This window comes from Nocardioides aurantiacus (genome assembly GCF_003752505.1).
Taxonomy (GTDB): Bacteria; Actinomycetota; Actinomycetes; order Propionibacteriales; family Nocardioidaceae; genus Marmoricola; species Marmoricola aurantiacus.
This window is the reverse complement of sequence record NZ_RKHO01000001.1, coordinates 3831645-3847122: the sequence shown is the minus strand read 5'-3', so window position 1 is coordinate 3847122 and position 15478 is coordinate 3831645. Positions and strand designations below refer to the sequence as shown.

General features: G+C 73.4%; 14 protein-coding genes and 1 riboswitch. Of the genes, 7 read left to right on the top strand and 7 right to left on the bottom strand.

What is annotated here, in order from left to right:
* Nucleotides 1–9: 9 nt before the first annotated feature.
* On the top strand, nucleotides 10–417 hold the full coding sequence (locus EDD33_RS18630) for a PPOX class F420-dependent oxidoreductase (protein ID WP_123392565.1): 408 nt from the start codon (nucleotides 10–12) through the stop codon (nucleotides 415–417).
* Nucleotides 418–515: 98 nt separating this feature from the next.
* Here EDD33_RS18630 and EDD33_RS18625 read toward each other — a convergent pair whose 3' ends face one another.
* From EDD33_RS18625 to EDD33_RS18615, 3 genes are all read right to left on the bottom strand, one after another.
* The gene (locus EDD33_RS18625; RefSeq protein ID WP_123392563.1) at nucleotides 516–944 is read right to left on the bottom strand and encodes a hypothetical protein; all 429 of its coding nucleotides are present in this window, start codon (nucleotides 942–944) and stop codon (nucleotides 516–518) included.
* 20 nt (nucleotides 945–964) lie between these two features.
* Nucleotides 965–1471, bottom strand: a complete 507-nt coding sequence (locus EDD33_RS18620; RefSeq protein ID WP_148077142.1) for a C40 family peptidase — start codon at nucleotides 1469–1471, stop codon at nucleotides 965–967.
* Nucleotides 1458–1650, bottom strand: a riboswitch (cyclic di-AMP (ydaO/yuaA leader). It overlaps the preceding gene by 14 nt.
* A gap of 39 nt (nucleotides 1651–1689) precedes the next feature.
* Nucleotides 1690–2193 carry a pyridoxamine 5'-phosphate oxidase family protein gene (locus EDD33_RS18615; RefSeq protein ID WP_123392559.1) on the bottom strand — a complete coding sequence of 168 codons (504 nt, stop codon included), beginning with the start codon at nucleotides 2191–2193 and terminating at the stop codon, nucleotides 1690–1692.
* Between the two features lie 268 nt (nucleotides 2194–2461).
* Between EDD33_RS18615 and EDD33_RS18610 the strand changes: the two genes are divergently transcribed.
* The 4 genes from EDD33_RS18610 to larA are packed head-to-tail and all read left to right on the top strand — an operon-like array spanning nucleotide 2462 to nucleotide 7148.
* The gene (locus tag EDD33_RS18610) at nucleotides 2462–3682 is read left to right on the top strand and encodes an iron-containing alcohol dehydrogenase (protein WP_246003603.1); all 1221 of its coding nucleotides are present in this window, start codon (nucleotides 2462–2464) and stop codon (nucleotides 3680–3682) included.
* 13 nt (nucleotides 3683–3695) lie between these two features.
* Nucleotides 3696–5123: a MadS family sensor histidine kinase gene (locus EDD33_RS18605; RefSeq protein ID WP_123392557.1), complete on the top strand. Its 1428-nt coding sequence runs from the start codon at nucleotides 3696–3698 to the stop codon at nucleotides 5121–5123.
* Nucleotides 5120–5815, top strand: a complete 696-nt coding sequence (locus EDD33_RS18600; RefSeq protein WP_123392555.1) for a MadR family response regulator transcription factor — start codon at nucleotides 5120–5122, stop codon at nucleotides 5813–5815. The genes EDD33_RS18605 and EDD33_RS18600 overlap by 4 nt, the downstream gene beginning before the upstream one ends.
* 34 nt (nucleotides 5816–5849) lie before the next feature.
* Nucleotides 5850–7148: a nickel-dependent lactate racemase gene (gene larA / locus EDD33_RS18595; protein WP_123393687.1), complete on the top strand. Its 1299-nt coding sequence runs from the start codon at nucleotides 5850–5852 to the stop codon at nucleotides 7146–7148.
* A gap of 19 nt (nucleotides 7149–7167) precedes the next feature.
* Here the strand turns inward: larA and mftM are convergent, their stop codons facing one another.
* The 4 genes from mftM to mdo form a co-directional block, all read right to left on the bottom strand.
* Nucleotides 7168–8157: a mycofactocin oligosaccharide methyltransferase MftM gene (gene mftM / locus EDD33_RS18590; RefSeq protein ID WP_123392552.1), complete on the bottom strand. Its 990-nt coding sequence runs from the start codon at nucleotides 8155–8157 to the stop codon at nucleotides 7168–7170.
* Nucleotides 8154–9695, bottom strand: a complete 1542-nt coding sequence (locus EDD33_RS18585) for a VWA domain-containing protein (protein ID WP_123392550.1) — start codon at nucleotides 9693–9695, stop codon at nucleotides 8154–8156. The genes mftM and EDD33_RS18585 overlap by 4 nt, the downstream gene beginning before the upstream one ends.
* A 9-nt stretch (nucleotides 9696–9704) precedes the next feature.
* A complete protein-coding gene (locus EDD33_RS18580; protein WP_123392548.1) occupies nucleotides 9705–10958 on the bottom strand; it encodes an AAA family ATPase in 1254 nt (417 codons plus the stop codon).
* A gap of 90 nt (nucleotides 10959–11048) precedes the next feature.
* Nucleotides 11049–12341, bottom strand: a complete 1293-nt coding sequence (gene mdo / locus EDD33_RS18575; protein WP_123392546.1) for an NDMA-dependent methanol dehydrogenase — start codon at nucleotides 12339–12341, stop codon at nucleotides 11049–11051.
* 212 nt (nucleotides 12342–12553) lie between these two features.
* Between mdo and EDD33_RS18570 the strand changes: the two genes are divergently transcribed.
* Together EDD33_RS18570 and EDD33_RS18565 are read left to right on the top strand one after the other, a co-directional pair.
* Entirely contained in the window at nucleotides 12554–13771 is a 1218-nt protein-coding gene (locus EDD33_RS18570) for an FUSC family protein (RefSeq protein ID WP_148077141.1), read from the top strand.
* A gap of 13 nt (nucleotides 13772–13784) precedes the next feature.
* Nucleotides 13785–15299 (top strand): cryptochrome/photolyase family protein, encoded by a 1515-nt coding sequence (locus EDD33_RS18565; RefSeq protein ID WP_123392542.1) that lies wholly within the window; start codon nucleotides 13785–13787, stop codon nucleotides 15297–15299.
* The last annotated feature ends 179 nt before the right edge of the window (nucleotides 15300–15478 follow it).

Sequence of the window (15478 nt, the reverse complement as noted above, 5' to 3'; positions counted from 1 at the left end):
GCTGGGGCGGTGACCACCCCGACGACCACCCTGCGCGACCTCGCCGACGAGCGGTTCGTCTCGCTGACCACCTTCCGCCGCAACGGCGAGGGCGTGGCCACCCCGGTCTGGCTCGTCCCCGACGGCGCCGAGGGCCTCGCGGTGTGGACGCCGGCCGGCAGCGGCAAGGTGAAGCGGCTGCGCCGCGACGGCCGGGTGACGCTGCGTCCCTGCGACCGGCGCGGTCGCGTGGCCGAGGGCGCGCCCACGGTCGAGGCCCGTGCGAGCGTCAGCGACGACCCGGCGCGGGTGGCGGCGGTGGAGCACCGGCTGCGCGAGCGCTACCGCTGGGAGTTCCGGGTCTTCGGGATCGTGGAGCGGATCGCGCGCCGGGGCCGCGAGCCCCAGCGGGTCGCGCTGGCGCTCAGTCCCGCCTGAGCCTCACGCCGTGCCGTGCTGCCCCGACGGGTGCAGCCGCATCGCGCTCCTCGGGGGACGGGTGGGTGACGAACGCCGCGGTCCTCCCGGGCAGGGCGTCAGGGCCGGGGGAAGAGCGCGGTCAGCGCCTCGGAGGCGTCGCGCAGCGCCGGGCCCAGCCCATCGGCCACGGCGGTGTCGATGCCGGCGTACCGGAGCCCGACGACGGCGGCGGTCGCCAGCGCCGCGACCATGCCGAGCGAGGCGAGCACGGTGCCGGCGGTCCCGGGCCGGCTGGCCCGGGCCAGCCCGACCACGGAGGCGACCAGCGCGACCACGGCCAGGACCACGGCCAGACCGAGGTGGAGCGAGAAGGGGGACAGCAGCACCGCGGCGGTCCCCGCGACGAACGCGAGGACCGCCGCGGCGGAGGTGTGCGACGAGGACGCCGGCGAGGCCTCGAAGAGGCCGTCGAGCTGCGTGCGCGACTCCTGCTCCTCGTCGGCGACGTCGGTGTCGAGCGGCCGGCCGAGGTGCTGGGTGGTCATGCGCCGAAGCGTAGGCCCGTTCAGCCGCGGAGGGTGCCTCCGAACCACTGTGTCGTCCAGGTCCGCGTGACGTGGACGCGGCTGCCGCTCCGGGGGGAGTGCAGGAGCTGCGCCCGGCCGTCCTTCCAGCCCAGGAAGATCGCGGCGTGGTAGACCCGGCCGCCGTTGTGGAAGAACATCAGGTCGCCGCGGCGCATGTTGCCCTTGGCGATGCGACGGGCGTGGGCCGCCTGCTGGCCCGACGTGCGCGGCACCGAGATGCCGGCCTTGCGGTAGCTGTAGTAGATGAGCCCGGAACAGTCGAAGGCACCGGGCCCCGCGGCGCCGTAGCGGTAGGGGTCGCCCTTCTGGTTCAGGGCGATGTTGGTCGCGTTGCGGACCTTGGTGGTCGACGCGGCGGACGCGTCACCGGCGGGGCCGGCCAGCACGAGGCCGGCGGCGAGCACCATCATCACGAGCAGCTGGGCGAGGGCGCGGGGGTGGTGCGGGCGCGGCAGGGCGTGCGAGGACATGAGGACCTTTCCCACGCCTGTGAGGTGAGCTGTCGGGTTGGAGCTGGAAAGTGCTCCGCCGCCTCACGGCGACTTCACCCCGAGCACCCGACGCCTGGTTGGCGACGGCTGCGTGGAACGTGTGGTTCCCCCACTCCTGCCCATGACTGACGGAGGGTCGCCCCCGGACGGGCAGGACTCGGCGAATCCCGGGGGAGAGGTGCGATAGCCAGACGAGAGTAGTGCCGTTTGGTTTAAAGGTCCACGGTTTCCGACGTGCCGGCCGGACGACCTCCGGTGATCCGGGTCTTCACGAAGGACAGGGCGCTGGCGACGCGGCCGCCGCCGGGGCTGTCCCAGTACTGCGCGGAGTCGGTCTCGACGTGCAGCAGCCCGACCCCCGGGGAGTCCTTGCCGTCGGGGAACCACGCCGCGACCATCGGGTTCCACAGCTCCTCGACCTTGGCCCGGTCGTCGCGCACGTCGCCGTGCCCGGCCACCGAGAGCCACGTCGAGCCGTCGGCGAAGGCCAGGTTGACCCGCTTCTCGGCGCGGATGTTGTCCGCGTGGTGGCTGGTGGTGTCGATGAAGAACCAGACGTCGCCCTCGTCGGTGACCTCCTGGGGGGTCATCGGGTGCGACTGCAGCCGGCCCTCGTCGCCGACCGAGGTCAGCATGCAGAACCGGTCGCTGCGCATCATCTCCACGACCTTCTCCTGCTGCAGTGCCTGCTCGTCGTGCTCGGTGCGGTCGCTCATGGGGTCCCTCCCGGGGGTCGGTGACCGACCGGGGTCGGTCGGCTGCGGTGCGTCGTACGCGGTCCACGCTAGTCAGGGCCGCCCGAGGCGCGGACGGACCGTGGGGCGCCCGTCCGATCGGAGAGGGACTGGTGACGGGGGTCACGCCTACCCTGTGGGCGCCCCGGTCTCCACCACCTGCAGCCCACGGGCCGGACGCTGACCCGAGCACTCCCCCCGGCGCCGGGTGCGGGGGTAGCCTCGGCGCCACCTCAGATTGGACGCAGTCGTGAGCCTCCTCGCCAGCACCGCCGACCTCGGTCCCGGGGTGCCGCGCGACCCCGACGGGGACGCCGCGCTCGGTGCGGTCGTGAAGTTCCACGCGCCCGAGGTCGTCTTCGGCGTCGGTGCACTGGCCGAGGCCGGCTTCGCCGCCGCCCGGCTGGGCGCCAGGCGACCGCTGGTCGTCACCGACCCGGGCGTCATCGAGGCCGGCTGGGTCGACCTGCTGCTCGGCCACCTCCGCGACGCGCGCCTGGACCCCCAGGTCTGGCACGACCTCACGCCCAACCCCAAGGACCACGAGGTCCGGGCTGCCCACGCGTGGTACGTCGACCGCGGCTGCGACGTCATCATCGCGCTCGGCGGGGGCTCGTGCATCGACGCCGCCAAGGGCGTCGCGATCCTGTCGAGCAACGACGGCGACATCCTCGACTACGCCGGCGTCGACCAGGTGACCCGACCGATCCCGCCGATGCTGATGATCCCCAGCACCTCGGGCACCGGCGCCGACGTCTCGCAGTTCTGCATCGTCACCGACACCGAGCGCTCGGTGAAGGTCACCGTGATGGGCCGGGCGCTGGTGCCCGACATCTCGCTGACCGACCCGCGGCTGCTCACCACCATGCCCGAGGCGCTCAACGCCGCGACCGGGCTCGACGCCCTCACCCACGGCATCGAGTCCTACGTCTCGCTGGCCCACAACCCGCTGGCCGACATCCACGCGCTGTCCTCGGTGCGGCTGGTGTGCGGCCACCTCCGGACCACCATCACCAGCCCCGACGAGGAGCGTGCCCGCGCCAAGATGGCGCAGGCCAGCCTGCAGGCGGGCCTGGCCTTCACCAACGCGATCCTGGGCGCCACCCACGCGATGAGCCACCAGGTCGGCGGCCTGCTCGACGCGCCGCACGGGGTGGTCAACGGCGTGCTGCTGCCCCACGTCATCCGCTACAACGCCCGGGCCACGCCCGACCGGTTCGTCGCCCTCGCCCAGGCCGCCGGCCTCGAGGTCGGCCGGGCGCCCGGCGAGGAGGCGGCGGAGATGCTGGCCGCCCACGTGCGCCGGCTGGCCGACGACGTCGGGGTGCCGCGCGGGCTCTCCGACCTGGGCGTCACCGCGGCCGACGTACGCCAGATGGCGCACACCGCGCTCGACGACGCCTGCCTGACCACCAACCCCCGCGAGGCCGACGAGGCCGACGTCCACCGGCTGTTCATGGACGCCCTGTGAGCGGGGTCGGACCGTGACCCCCGCCCGCCCCCGGCGGGCACGTCCCGACCTGGCGCGGCTGACCGGGGTCCGGTCGGGCAAGGGGTCCTACTACCGCGCCTACGTCGCCTCCGACGAGCGCGTGCAGCGCGCGGTGGTGGCGATGGACTCCATCTCCCGCGCGCTGGTGCGCACGGTCGAGGGGCCGCGCGGGCTGCTCGAGGAGGTGCTGCGCGCCGCCGCCGCCCACCTCGACGCGCACTGGACGCTGCTGGCGCTGGCCGACGACAGCCTCACCGGCGCCCGGCCGCGCTTCCTGGCCTGCGGTGCCGACGGCGTCGTGGTCGACGACGTGAGGTCGCTGCCCGCCGACCTGCGCGAGGTGCTGGGCGCCCTGCGCACCGGCCGGCACCCCGAGGCCCGCGACGACGACGCCTGGGTGTGGGTGCCGATGACCCTCGACGGCCGGCGCATCGGCAGCCTGGTGGCCCGCCACGGGCTGGAGGCGCCGCCCGAGGCGGGCGACCTCGCGGTGCTGCGCATCCTGGCCAACCAGGCGGCGGTCTCGCTGCACACCTCCGAGCAGTACCAGGCGGGGCTGACGCTGCACCGGCGTGCCCAGCAGCTCTACGACGAGGCCACCGCGCAGAGCCGCGACCTGGCCGTGCGCACCGAGGAGCTGCGGGCCACGCAGGAGCGGCTGCAGGTGGCGCGGCAGCGCGAGCTGCTCGACACCGAGCGGCACCGGATCGCCCGCGAGCTGCACGACAGCGTGGCGCAGTACGTCCTCTCCGCCGGCATGTCGGTGGAGATCGCCCGCGGCGACGCCGAGGCGCTGGGCGAGCCGGCCGCGTCCGTGGTGCAGGCGCTGGCCACGGCCAAGACCCTGTCGGGCGAGGCCGTCGAGCAGCTGCGCCGGGCGATCTTCGCGCTGCACCAGCCCCGCGGCGAGGAGGTCGCGACGCTGCCGGAGCTCGCCCGCGAGGTCGCGGCCCACCACCGCGGCCGGCTCGAGGTCAGCGTGCGCACCCACGGCCGGGTGCGTCCGCTGCAGGCCCACGCCGACCACGAGCTGGCCCGCGCCATCGGCGAGGCGTTGTTCAACGTCGTCAGCCACGCCCGTGCCCGCCGCGCCGCGGTGCTGCTGCGCTACCGCGACGACGAGCTGCTGGTCTCGGTCTCCGACGACGGCTGCGGCGACCCCTCGGCGCTGCGCCGGCTGCTCGAGCTCGAGCGCTGCGGCACGGCCGACGGCCGCCACCGCGGGCTGGCCAACATCGAGTCGCGCATCGTCGACCTCGGTGGCGACCTCGCCTTCCGCCGCGCCCGCATCGGCGGCATCCGGGTCGAGCTGCGGCTGCCGCTCGACCCCGACGACCCCGACGCGGCGCCGGGCGGCGCCACCGTCACCGAGCTGGGCCGCACCCCGCGGCCGTCCCCGCCCCACGAGGAGGTCTCATGATCGGCACCCCGGTCCGCCCCGACCACGACCAGCCCGGAACGGCCGGCGCGGGACAGGTGGGCATCCTGCTCGTCGACGACCACGCGATCGTGCGGCAGGGGCTGACCACCATCCTGCAGCGCGAGCCCGACCTGGTCGTGGTGGCCGAGGCGTCGTCGTCGGCCGAGGCGATGCGGGCCGTCGAGCGCACCCGGCCCGACATCGTGCTGATGGACCTGAAGCTCTCCTCGTCCTCCGACAGCGAGGGCATCGAGCTGTGCGGCGAGCTCACCCGGGCCCACCCGGGTCTCGGCGTGCTGGTGCTGACCACCTTCCTCGACGACCAGCTGGTGCTGCGCGCCATCCGGGCCGGGGCCAAGGGCTACGTCGTCAAGGACGTCGACACCTCCGCCCTGATCCAGGCCATCCGCGACGTCTCCCGTGGCGGCAGCGCCTTCGACGCCCGCTCCGCCGCCGCCATGGTGCGCGGGCTCAACGCCCCGCCCGTCGACGCCTCGGCGCGGCTGACCCAGCGCGAGGAGGAGGTGCTGGTGCTGCTCGCGCACGGCATGTCCAACCGCGACATCGGGCGCGAGCTGTTCATCTCCGAGACCACGGCCAAGTTCCACGTCGGCAACATCCTGCGCAAGCTCGGCGTCTCCAGCCGCGCCGAGGCGGTCTACGAGGGCGGCAAGCTCGGCCTGCTGGGCTGAGGTGGCCTGCGACGGTGCGTGGCAGGGTGGCTCCATGACATCAGCAGCTCCTGGCGAGACGCTCACCGTCCACCTGGCGTACGGCGAGTCCGGCCTCGACGTCGAGCTCCCCGCCGACCGCACCACCGTGGTCGAGCCGACCTACGTCGAGGCGGCCGAGGACCAGCGCGGCCTGCTGCGCCGGGCGCTGCGCGAGCCCGTGGCCGGCACGCCGCTGCGCGAGCTGGTGAGCAAGGGCCAGACGGTGGCGATCTCGATGTGCGACGGCACCCGCCCGCAGCCGCGCCACCTGATGATCCCCGCCGTGCTCGAGGAGCTCGAGGGCATCGTCGACCTCGACGACGTCGTCGTGCTCGTGGCGACCGGCACCCACCGCGGCAACACCGACGAGGAGGTCCGGGCGATGCTCGGCGACGTCGCCGACCAGGTGCGCGTGGTCAACCACGACGCCCGTGACGACGCCTCGCTGGTGTGGCTGGGCCGGCACGGGCGCGGCGTACCGGTGTTCCTCAACCGCGAGTGGGTCGAGGCCGACGTCCGCATCACGACCGGGTTCGTCGAGCCGCACTTCTTCGCCGGCTTCAGCGGCGGGCCCAAGCTCGTCGCGCCCGGTCTGGCCGGGCTGGAGACGGTGCTGACGCTGCACGACGCCAGCCGCATCGGCGACCCGCGCGCCACCTGGGCGGTGATCGAGGGCAACCCGGTGCACGACGACATCCGCGCCGTCGTGGCGGCCGTGGGCGGCGTCGACTTCGGGCTCGACGTGGTGCTCAACCGTGAGCAGCGGATCGTGCAGGCCTTCGGCGGCTCGCTCCCGGAGATGCACGCCGCGGCCCGCGAGGCCTCCCAGCGCCTCGCCATGCAGCCGGTGCCGTCGCTGTTCGACGTGGTGGTGACGACCAACGCGGGCTACCCGCTCGACCAGAACCTCTACCAGGCGGTGAAGGGGATGTCGGCCGGCATGACCGTCGTCCGCCCGGGGGGCACCATCGTGTGCGCCGCGGAGTGCCGCGACGGCTTCCCCGACCACGGCTCCTACCGCGAGGTGCTCGCCTCGGAGTCCTCCCCGGAGGCGCTGCTCGCCACCATCGCCGCCCGCGAGCGCACCGTCCCCGACCAGTGGCAGGTCCAGGTGCAGGCCAAGGTGCAGGCCCACGCCGACGTGGTCGTGCACTCGGCGTACCTCTCCGCGCCCGACCTCGCCTCCGCCCACCTCGGCCACACCGACGACGTCGCCGAGACCGTGCTGCGCGCCCTCCACGACGCCGGCCCCGACTCCCGCGTCTGCGTCCTGCCCGAGGGTCCCCAGACGATCCCCTACGTCGCGGGGTGAGGCTCGGGGAGCCGACCCCCTAGCCCGTCTCCACCACCAGCCAGCCGCCGTGGTGCTCGTGGACGTCGTACGGCAGGCCGGTGGAGCGGCCCCAGGCGCGGAGGTCGTCGAGGGTGACGGTGCGGACGTGGCCCCAGGTCTCGTCGGCGACGTCCTCCAGGGGCACGGCGACGACGACCCGCCGCCGGGCCAGCCGGACCGCCTCGGCGACCACCCGGTCGCCGTGCGCGGGGTCGAGGTGCTCGAGCAGGTGGAGAGCGAGCACCGTGTCGGCGCTGCGGTCGGGGGCGGGGACGCGGGCGGCGTCGGCCACCCGCGTCTCCAGCCGTACGCCGAGGAGCGGGGCCGTCGTGGCCAGCAGCCGCATCGTCCCGGCCGAGACGTCCGAGGCCGTCACCCGGCGACCCCGACCGGCGAGGCGCAGCGACAGGAAGCCGAAGCAGGACCCGAGCTCGAGGACCGACCCGTCGGCCAGCAGGCCCTCGGCGTGGTCGTAGACGGGCGCGTAGCCGGCGATCGTGCCGTGCCCCGAGCCCGAGCCCGAGCCCGACTCCGACGCGGACCCCGAGCTGGACGCCGAGGTGGACGCCGCCCCCGACGCGGCGCCCGCGACCTCCCGGGCGATCCCCACCAGGCTGTTGCGGTAGAACAGCAGCCAGCGCTCCAGCGGGTCGCCCGCGCCGCTGCGCACCACGCCGGTGAAGACGCGCTCGAACAGCTCGGTGCCACGCAGCCAGCCGGGGGTGAACAGCTCGTCCGCGAGCAGCCCGGCGAGGTCGTCGTCGATGCGCGACGGCGGCACCCAGTGGTCGACGTGCACCCGCACCCCGACGTGCCGCACGTCGAAGTGCTCGGTGCGCACGCTGTCGCGGCTCCACTGCCGCAGCGTGCCGACGGCGCGGACGCGCACCAGGTCGTCGACGTACCACCCGCCGGGCCCCGCCGGCCCGAGCGGGTCGATCGGTGGCAGCGTCGCCCCGCCGGGCTCGCCGACGTGGGCCGCGCTCATCGCGAGCCGGGGGTGGCCGCGATGGTGGCGCGGTCGAGGCCGCTGAGGTTGCGGACCACCTGGACGCGGCTGCAGTACTCCTCGTACGCCGGGAGGTCGCACCGCCCCAGCCCCCAGGAGTAGCGCGGCTCCGGCGTCAGCCAGACCGTCTCCCGCGCCCGGCGGCTCAGCTCGCCGAAGGCGGCCAGGCCGGGGTCGCGGCCGTTGCTGCGGCCGTCGCCGAGCACCACCAGCGTCGTACGCCGGTTGACCGCGGACCCGAACCGCTCCAGGAACTCGCCGAACGCGTGGCCGTAGTCGGAGTCGGCGTCGACGTCGAGCACCCCGTTGGCCGGCAGCCCCGCCAGTACCAGCGAGAGCGCCTCCTCGGTGCGGTGCTCGGCGAACAGGTCGGTGATCTCGACGAGGTCGGAGACGAAGGCGAAGGTGCGGACCGAGGAGGTGATGGACTGCAGCGAGTGCACGAGGTGCAGCGTGAACCGCGCCGCGGAACGCACCGAGAGCGAGACGTCGCACAGCACCAGCAGCCGCGGCCGGTCCTCGACCTTGCTGACGGTGACCGGGCGGAACGGCACCCCGTCGTACCTCATGTTGGCCCGCATGGTCCGGGCGCCGTCGACCGTGCCGCGGGCGGCGGCCTTGCGGCGGGGCCGGGGGGCGCCGTGCAGGCTCTTGACCAGTCGCCGGATCGCCTCCTCGAGCTGCGCCCGCTCGGTCTCGTCGACGGTCTCGGCCTGGGCCTGCTCGAACTCGCGCTCCTCCAGCTCGCGCTCCATCGACATCAGCTGCTCGAGGTGCTGCTTGAGCTTCTCGGGCAGCTGCTCCAGGAACGGCGCCAGCGCCTGGCGCAGCGCCGCGAGGGTCTCGGCCTCGCGCACCTCGTCGACCAGCGAGTCGTCGGGCGCGGTCTCGTCGAGCCAGGCCAGCAGTGCCATCTCCTGCGCCACCGACAGCTCGGTCTCCAGCTGCATCCCGGGCTTGCTGACCAGGTCGCCGGGGTTGCCGGGGTTGTGCATCCGGGAGGTGCTGATCTGCACCCGGGCGGCCTCGCCGGCGCTTCCCTCCGTGTCGTTGGAGAGGACGATCTCGTCGGTCAGCGCCGCGATGTCGATCTTGTTGGCCTCCTGGTGCAGGTTGTACTGCTGGGCCATGTCCTCGGGGCGGAAGAACTCCTTGATGTCGTCGGGCTTGCCGTGCGAGTGCCCGTCCTCGGGGACGTCGCCGGGCTCCTCGGACAGCGTGAACTGCTCCAGCTCGCCCTCGTCGGACAGGTCGTCGTGGGAGTGGCCGTGGGCGCTGTCGTCCTCGGGCGGGACCACCGCCTGCAACCCGAAGAACCGGTCGAAGACGGTCTCGAAGGTGGCCAGGTCGCGCCGGTCCTTGACCAGGCTGACCGCGAGCGCCGAGCGCAGCACGGTGCGGTCCTCGAGCACGCTGGGCTGCGCGACGGCGTGCATCGCGTCGATCGCCTCGGCGGTGCTGACCCGCAGGCCGTGCAGTCGCAGCAGCCGGATGAAGCGGTGGACCGCGCCCTCCACGCCGGCCGCCTAGACCGGGCGCTTGCGCGCCGACCGGGCGGCGAAGGAGCGCTGGCCCTGGGCGGCGCTGACCCGCTTGCCGTCGCCGGCGCGACCGTCGTCGGAGCTGCCCCCGACGCCGCCGTAGGCGCCGTCGTGGCGGCCGGGCCGGTCCTTGGCGGCGCGCTTGGCCCGGCCGTCGACGTCGCCGTCGTCGAGCGGGGCGGCGGGGGCGGCGGGGCTCGGGGACGGCGCCGGGGGCTCGTCGTGGTCGTGGTCGCCGTCGTGGCCGTGGCCGTGCCCGTGACCGTGACCGTGCCCGCCCAGGCTGTCGGGGACGGTGCGGTTGGGGTCGACCAGGTGGGGGATCGCGCGGCGGGCCTTGTCGAGGTCGCGCTCGTACTTCACGACGACGTTGAGCGTCGAGGTGAGCACGTCGGCGGTGAGCTCCTCGACGCCGAGCACGGCCAGGGTGCGGGCCCAGTCGACGGTCTCGGAGATGCTCGGCGCCTTGCGCAGCTCCAGGTCGCGCAGACCGCGCACGATGTCGACCAGCCGCACGGCGAGCGACTCGGCGAGCCCGGTGTCCTTGGAGCGGATGATCGCCAGCTCGCGCTCGGCGGCGGGGTAGTCCAGGAACAGGTGCAGGCAGCGTCGCTTCAGCGCCGCGGACAGGTCGCGGGTGTTGTTGGAGGTGAGGACGACGTAGGGCAGGTGCTTGGCGCGGACGGTGCCGATCTCGGGGATGGAGATCTGGTACTCCGAGAGCAGCTCGAGCAGCACCGCCTCGAGCGCCTCGTCGGCCCGGTCGACCTCGTCGATGAGCAGCACCACGGGGTCCTCGGAGGAGATGGCCTCGAGCAGCGGGCGGGGGGCGAGGAAGCGCTCGGAGAAGAACACGCTGTCCTGGCGGCTGATCCGGTCCACGGCCTCGGTGAGGTCGGCGGCGTCCTCGACGACCTGGCCGATCTTCTCGCGCAGGATCTGGGTGTACAGCATCTGCTTGCCGTAGTCCCACTCGTAGAGCGCCTTGGTCTCGTCCTGGCCCTCGTAGCACTGCAGCCGCAGCAGCCGGCGGCCGGTGACCGCGGCCAGGCTGGCCGCCAGCTGGGTCTTGCCCACGCCCGCGGGTCCCTCCAGCAGCACCGGCTTGTCGAGCCGGGTCTGCAGGAAGACGGTGGTGGCGAGGCGCTCGTCGGCGAAGTAGCCCGCGTCGGCGAAGCGCTCGAGGGTGTCCCCGACGCTCGCGAAGTCGGCGGAGGGGGTTGCGGCGGTGTCGGCCACGGGGGTCCTTTGCGCGTACGTCGGGGTGGGGGGTGCTGGTGGTCGGTCGGGCCCACCCGGTGGGGGGTGGACCCGACCGACGAGGGGGGGTCAGGCGAGCAGGTCGTCCAGGTCGCCGTTCATGCAGTGGTCCACCACGGGGCGGACCGTCTCGAAGGTGCACTCCTTGGCGTTGCCCGGCGTGCAGGCGTCACCCAGGACGTGGTTGGTGATCCGGTCCACGTCGGCGTCGTCGCCGGTGATCACCTTGGAGTCCTCGTAGAACTTCGTCGGGCCGGTGCCCAGGCGGTTCTTGGAGTAGGTGTCGCTGGTGATCTCGGTGAAGCGCTCGGTGATCCCGACGTCGCGGAGCAGCCGGATCGAGGCGGCCAGCGCGGCCTCGGCGGCCTGCACGTCGGTCATGCCGTGGGTGTCGATGTCCATGGCCCGGGCGATGTCGGCGAAGCGCTTGTACTGCGCCGGCATGTTGAAGGCCCACACCCGCGGCAGCGCGATCGCGTTGTTGAGGCCGTGGTGGGTGTCGTAGAAGGCCGACACCGCGTGGCTGATCGAGTGGATGATGCCGAGCCCGCCGGAGTTGAAGGCCTGGGCTGCGATGTACTGCGCGTACATCATCCCCTCGCGACCGGCGAGGTCCTGGCCGTTCCACACCGCCGCGCGCAGGTGCTGGTTGGTGAGCTTGATGGCGTGCAGCGCGTTGCCGAGCGAGGGCTGGAAGTCCAGCCGCGAGACGTAGGGCTCGGAGGCGTGGGCGAGCACGTCGAAGCCGCACTGGGCGGTGTAGTCGACCGGGCAGTCGAAGTAGAGCACCGGGTCGTCGATGGCCAGGCTGGTCACCGACGCGTCGTCGAAGGCGACGTACTTGTGCGGGTTCTCGGGGTCGGTCGTGGTGTCGGTGATGACGTAGGCCCACGAGGTCTCCGAGCCGGTGCCGGCCGTGGTGGAGACCGCGATGTGCGGCGGGTTCTTCGGGTTCTCGGACATGTTGAAGCCCTCGAACTCGTTGACGTTGCGGCCGTCGTGGGCCACCGAGACGCGGGCGCCCTTGCAGGCGTCGTGCGAGGAGCCGCCGCCGATGGAGACGAAGGAGTCGCAGGCGTTCTCCTGGTAGAGCGCGACGGAGTCCATGACGTTGTAGTCCTTGGGGTTGGACTCCACCTTGTCGTAGACCACGACCTCGAGGCCGTGGTAGCGCATCGACTCCACGATCTTGTGGACGATGTCGGTGCCGCGCAGGCCCGAGGTCATCACCAGCGTCTTCTTGAAGCCCAGCTTGAGGGCCTCCGGGCCGATCATCTCGTGGGCGCCGGGCCCCATCAGGGCCCGCGGGAACGGGTGGAACTCCTTGATCGGGAACGGCTTGAGCAGCTCGTCTACCTGCATGGGGGATGCCTCCTGGCTGGGTGCGGATCCCGGGGCGACGGAGCGACCGGGGGCTGACGTCGCGACGCTAGGCGCGGGAGTGACGCAGGGCACAGACGAGGATCGACAAACCCTGCGTACGCCGGTGGCCGCGCCCGCCACCCGGGCGCCGGCGACCTGCCCGACCGGACGGGGAGGCCGCCGGGGTGGTCCCGGGGGGTTACGGTCACCGGGTGGTGACGTTCAGGGAGGGACGTCGGCCGCGCGACCGTGCACGCCGCTTCGTGGAGCGTGTGGACCCGGTGCGTGTGGTCGACCTCGTGCAGACGGTGAAGACGGCGCTGGCCGGTGGGCTGGCCTGGTGGATGGCCGGGGTCTTCGACCTCGACCAGGCGTTCCTCGCCCCCTGGGCCGCGGTGCTGGTGGTCCACGAGACCGTCTACAAGACGGTCTCGCGCGGCTCCCAGCAGGTGGCGGCGACCTTCTTCGCGGTCTTCCTCGCCTTCGGCCTCGGCATCACGATCGGCACCGGTCCCTGGGCCATCGGCCTGGTGATCCTGGTGGGCTACCTCATCGGCCAGCTGCGCTGGGTCAAGGAGGAGGCCGGGACCATCGCCACCACGGGACTGGTGGTCATCGCCACCGGCTCGATCGGCCAGACCGACCTGCTGGCCAGCCGGCTCATCGACACCGCGCTCGGCGTCGTGGTCGGCCTGGCCGTCAACCTGGTGGTGTGGCCGCCGCTGCGCGACCGCGCCGCCTGGTCCCAGACCGAGCAGCTGCCCTCCGAGCTGGGCGCGGTGCTGCGCGACGTCGCCGGGGGCATCGGCGCCGACCTCGACCCCCACGACGTGAAGGCCTGGATCCGTGGCATCCGCAAGGTCGACGTCCACATCGACCAGGCCTGGCGGCTGCTGTGGCAGGCCAAGGAGAGCGGCCGGATGAACCCCCGGCGCTCCCAGCCCACCGGCGTGCGCGAGCTGCGCAAGGTGCTCCACCAGCTCGAGCAGGCCGTGGCCGACTCGCTGAGCATGGCGCGCACCGTCGCGCGCAGCGCCGAGAACCGCACCGACTGGGACGAGTCGTTCCGCGAGCGGTGGCGCGAGGTCGCCCGCGGCACCGCCGACGCCGTCGACGCCCAGGACGTCCCCCGGCTCGAGGAGCTCGGCGAGGAGCTGTCCCGGATGACCGAGGACTTCTCGCAGTCCTCGCTCGAGCCCGAGGTCTGGCGCGAGTACGGCGGCTTGCTGATGAACCTGCGCAACGTCCACGACGCCCTTACCGCGGCGGTGCAGTGGAACCACGAGGCGACCCCGGACAAGCGCCGCAGCAAGCGGTTCGACGACCCCCGGGAGATGCTGCGGCGCGAGCGCCAGGCGGGCGTGCGCGGACGTCGTTTGTCCGCGGGCCGCGACGGGTACGTCGCCCGGGATGAGCACACCGAGCCCTGAGGGCGACTGAGCCGTGGCGCGGCAGACCACCCGCTGGCTCTTCGGCGACCAGCTCGGGCCCCACTTCGCCGACGACCACGACGGCGACTTCCTGCTCGTCGAGTCGCGGCGGGTCTTCGCCCGCAAGCGCTACCACCGGGCCAAGGCCCACCTGATCCTCTCGGCGATGCGCCACCGGGCGGCCGAGCTGGGTGACCGGGTCCGCTACGCGCAGACCGGCACCTACGTCGAGGGGCTGGGTCGGCGCACCCGCGACCTCCAGGTGATCGCCCCCACGTCGTACGCCGCACGGGGGCTGGTCGAGCGGCTCGTCGAGGACCCCGACCGACCCCGCGCCATCGAGCTGCTGCCCGCGCGCGGGTTCGTCACCACCCAGGAGGACTTCGACGGGTGGGCCGAGGGCCGCGACGGCAAGCGGCTGCTGATGGAGGACTTCTACCGCGACGCGCGGCGGCGCCACGGCGTGCTGCTCGAGGGCTCCTCGGCCGACCCCGAGGGCGGCCGGTGGAACCTCGACCACGAGAACCGCGAGCCCCCGCCGAAGGATGCCGCGACCCTCGGTGTCGACCCGCCGCCGTGGCCGCAGGAGGACGAGATCGACGCGCAGGTGCGGGCCGACCTCGACCGCTGGGAGGCCGACGGCGACGTCTCCTTCATCGGCCGTGACGGGCCGCGGCTGTTCGCGGCGACGCACGCCGAGGCCGAGGCCGTGCTCGACCACTTCCTGTCCCACCGGCTGGCGACCTTCGGCGCCCACGAGGACGCGATCCTCGAGGGCGACCCGTGGATGTCGCACTCGGTGCTGTCGGCGCCGATGAACCTCGGGCTGCTCGACCCGCTGGACGTCGTACGCCGGGCGGAGGAGGTCTACCGCTCCGGTGACGCCCCGCTCGCCTCGGTCGAGGGCTTCGTCCGGCAGGTGATGGGCTGGCGCGACTACGTGTGGCACCTCTACTGGCACCTCGGTCCCGACTACCGCACCCGCAACCACCTGCACCACCGGCGCCGGCTGCCCGACTGGTTCGCCCAGCTCGACGGCTCCGCCACCCGGGCGCGCTGCCTGTCCCACACCCTCGACGGCGTCGCCGACCGCGGGTGGGTCCACCACATCCCGCGACTGATGGTGCTCGGCTCCTACGGCCTGCAGCGCGGCTGGGCCCCGCAGGAGCTCACCGACTGGTTCCACCGCGCCTTCGTCGACGGCTACGACTGGGTGATGGTGCCCAACGTGGTCGGGATGTCGCAGCACGCCGACGGCGGGGTGCTGGCCACCAAGCCCTACACCTCGGGCGGCGCCTACATCAACAAGATGTCCGACCACTGCGGCTCCTGCGAGCTCAAGCCCACCGTCCGGGTCGGCGAGGACGCCTGCCCGTTCACCGCGGGGTACTGGTGGTTCCTCGACCGCCACCGCGAGGAGCTCGCCACCAACCACCGGATGGCCCGACCCGTCCAGGGCCTGGGCCGCCTCAAGGACCTCCCCGAGCTCGTCGAGCAGGAGGAGGCCCGGGGCTCCGACCCGCCCTAGCCACCGACCGGGCAGTTCTGCTCACCCAGGAGTCGCCGACCGGGCAGTTCTGCTCAGTCGTACGACGCCGACCGGGCAGGTGTGCTGCTGGCGGACCGGGCGCGACCAGCAGAACTGCCCGCTCGGCGTACGACGGGCCGGCGCACCTGCCCGGTCGGCGTCCTGGGAGTGCGCAGACG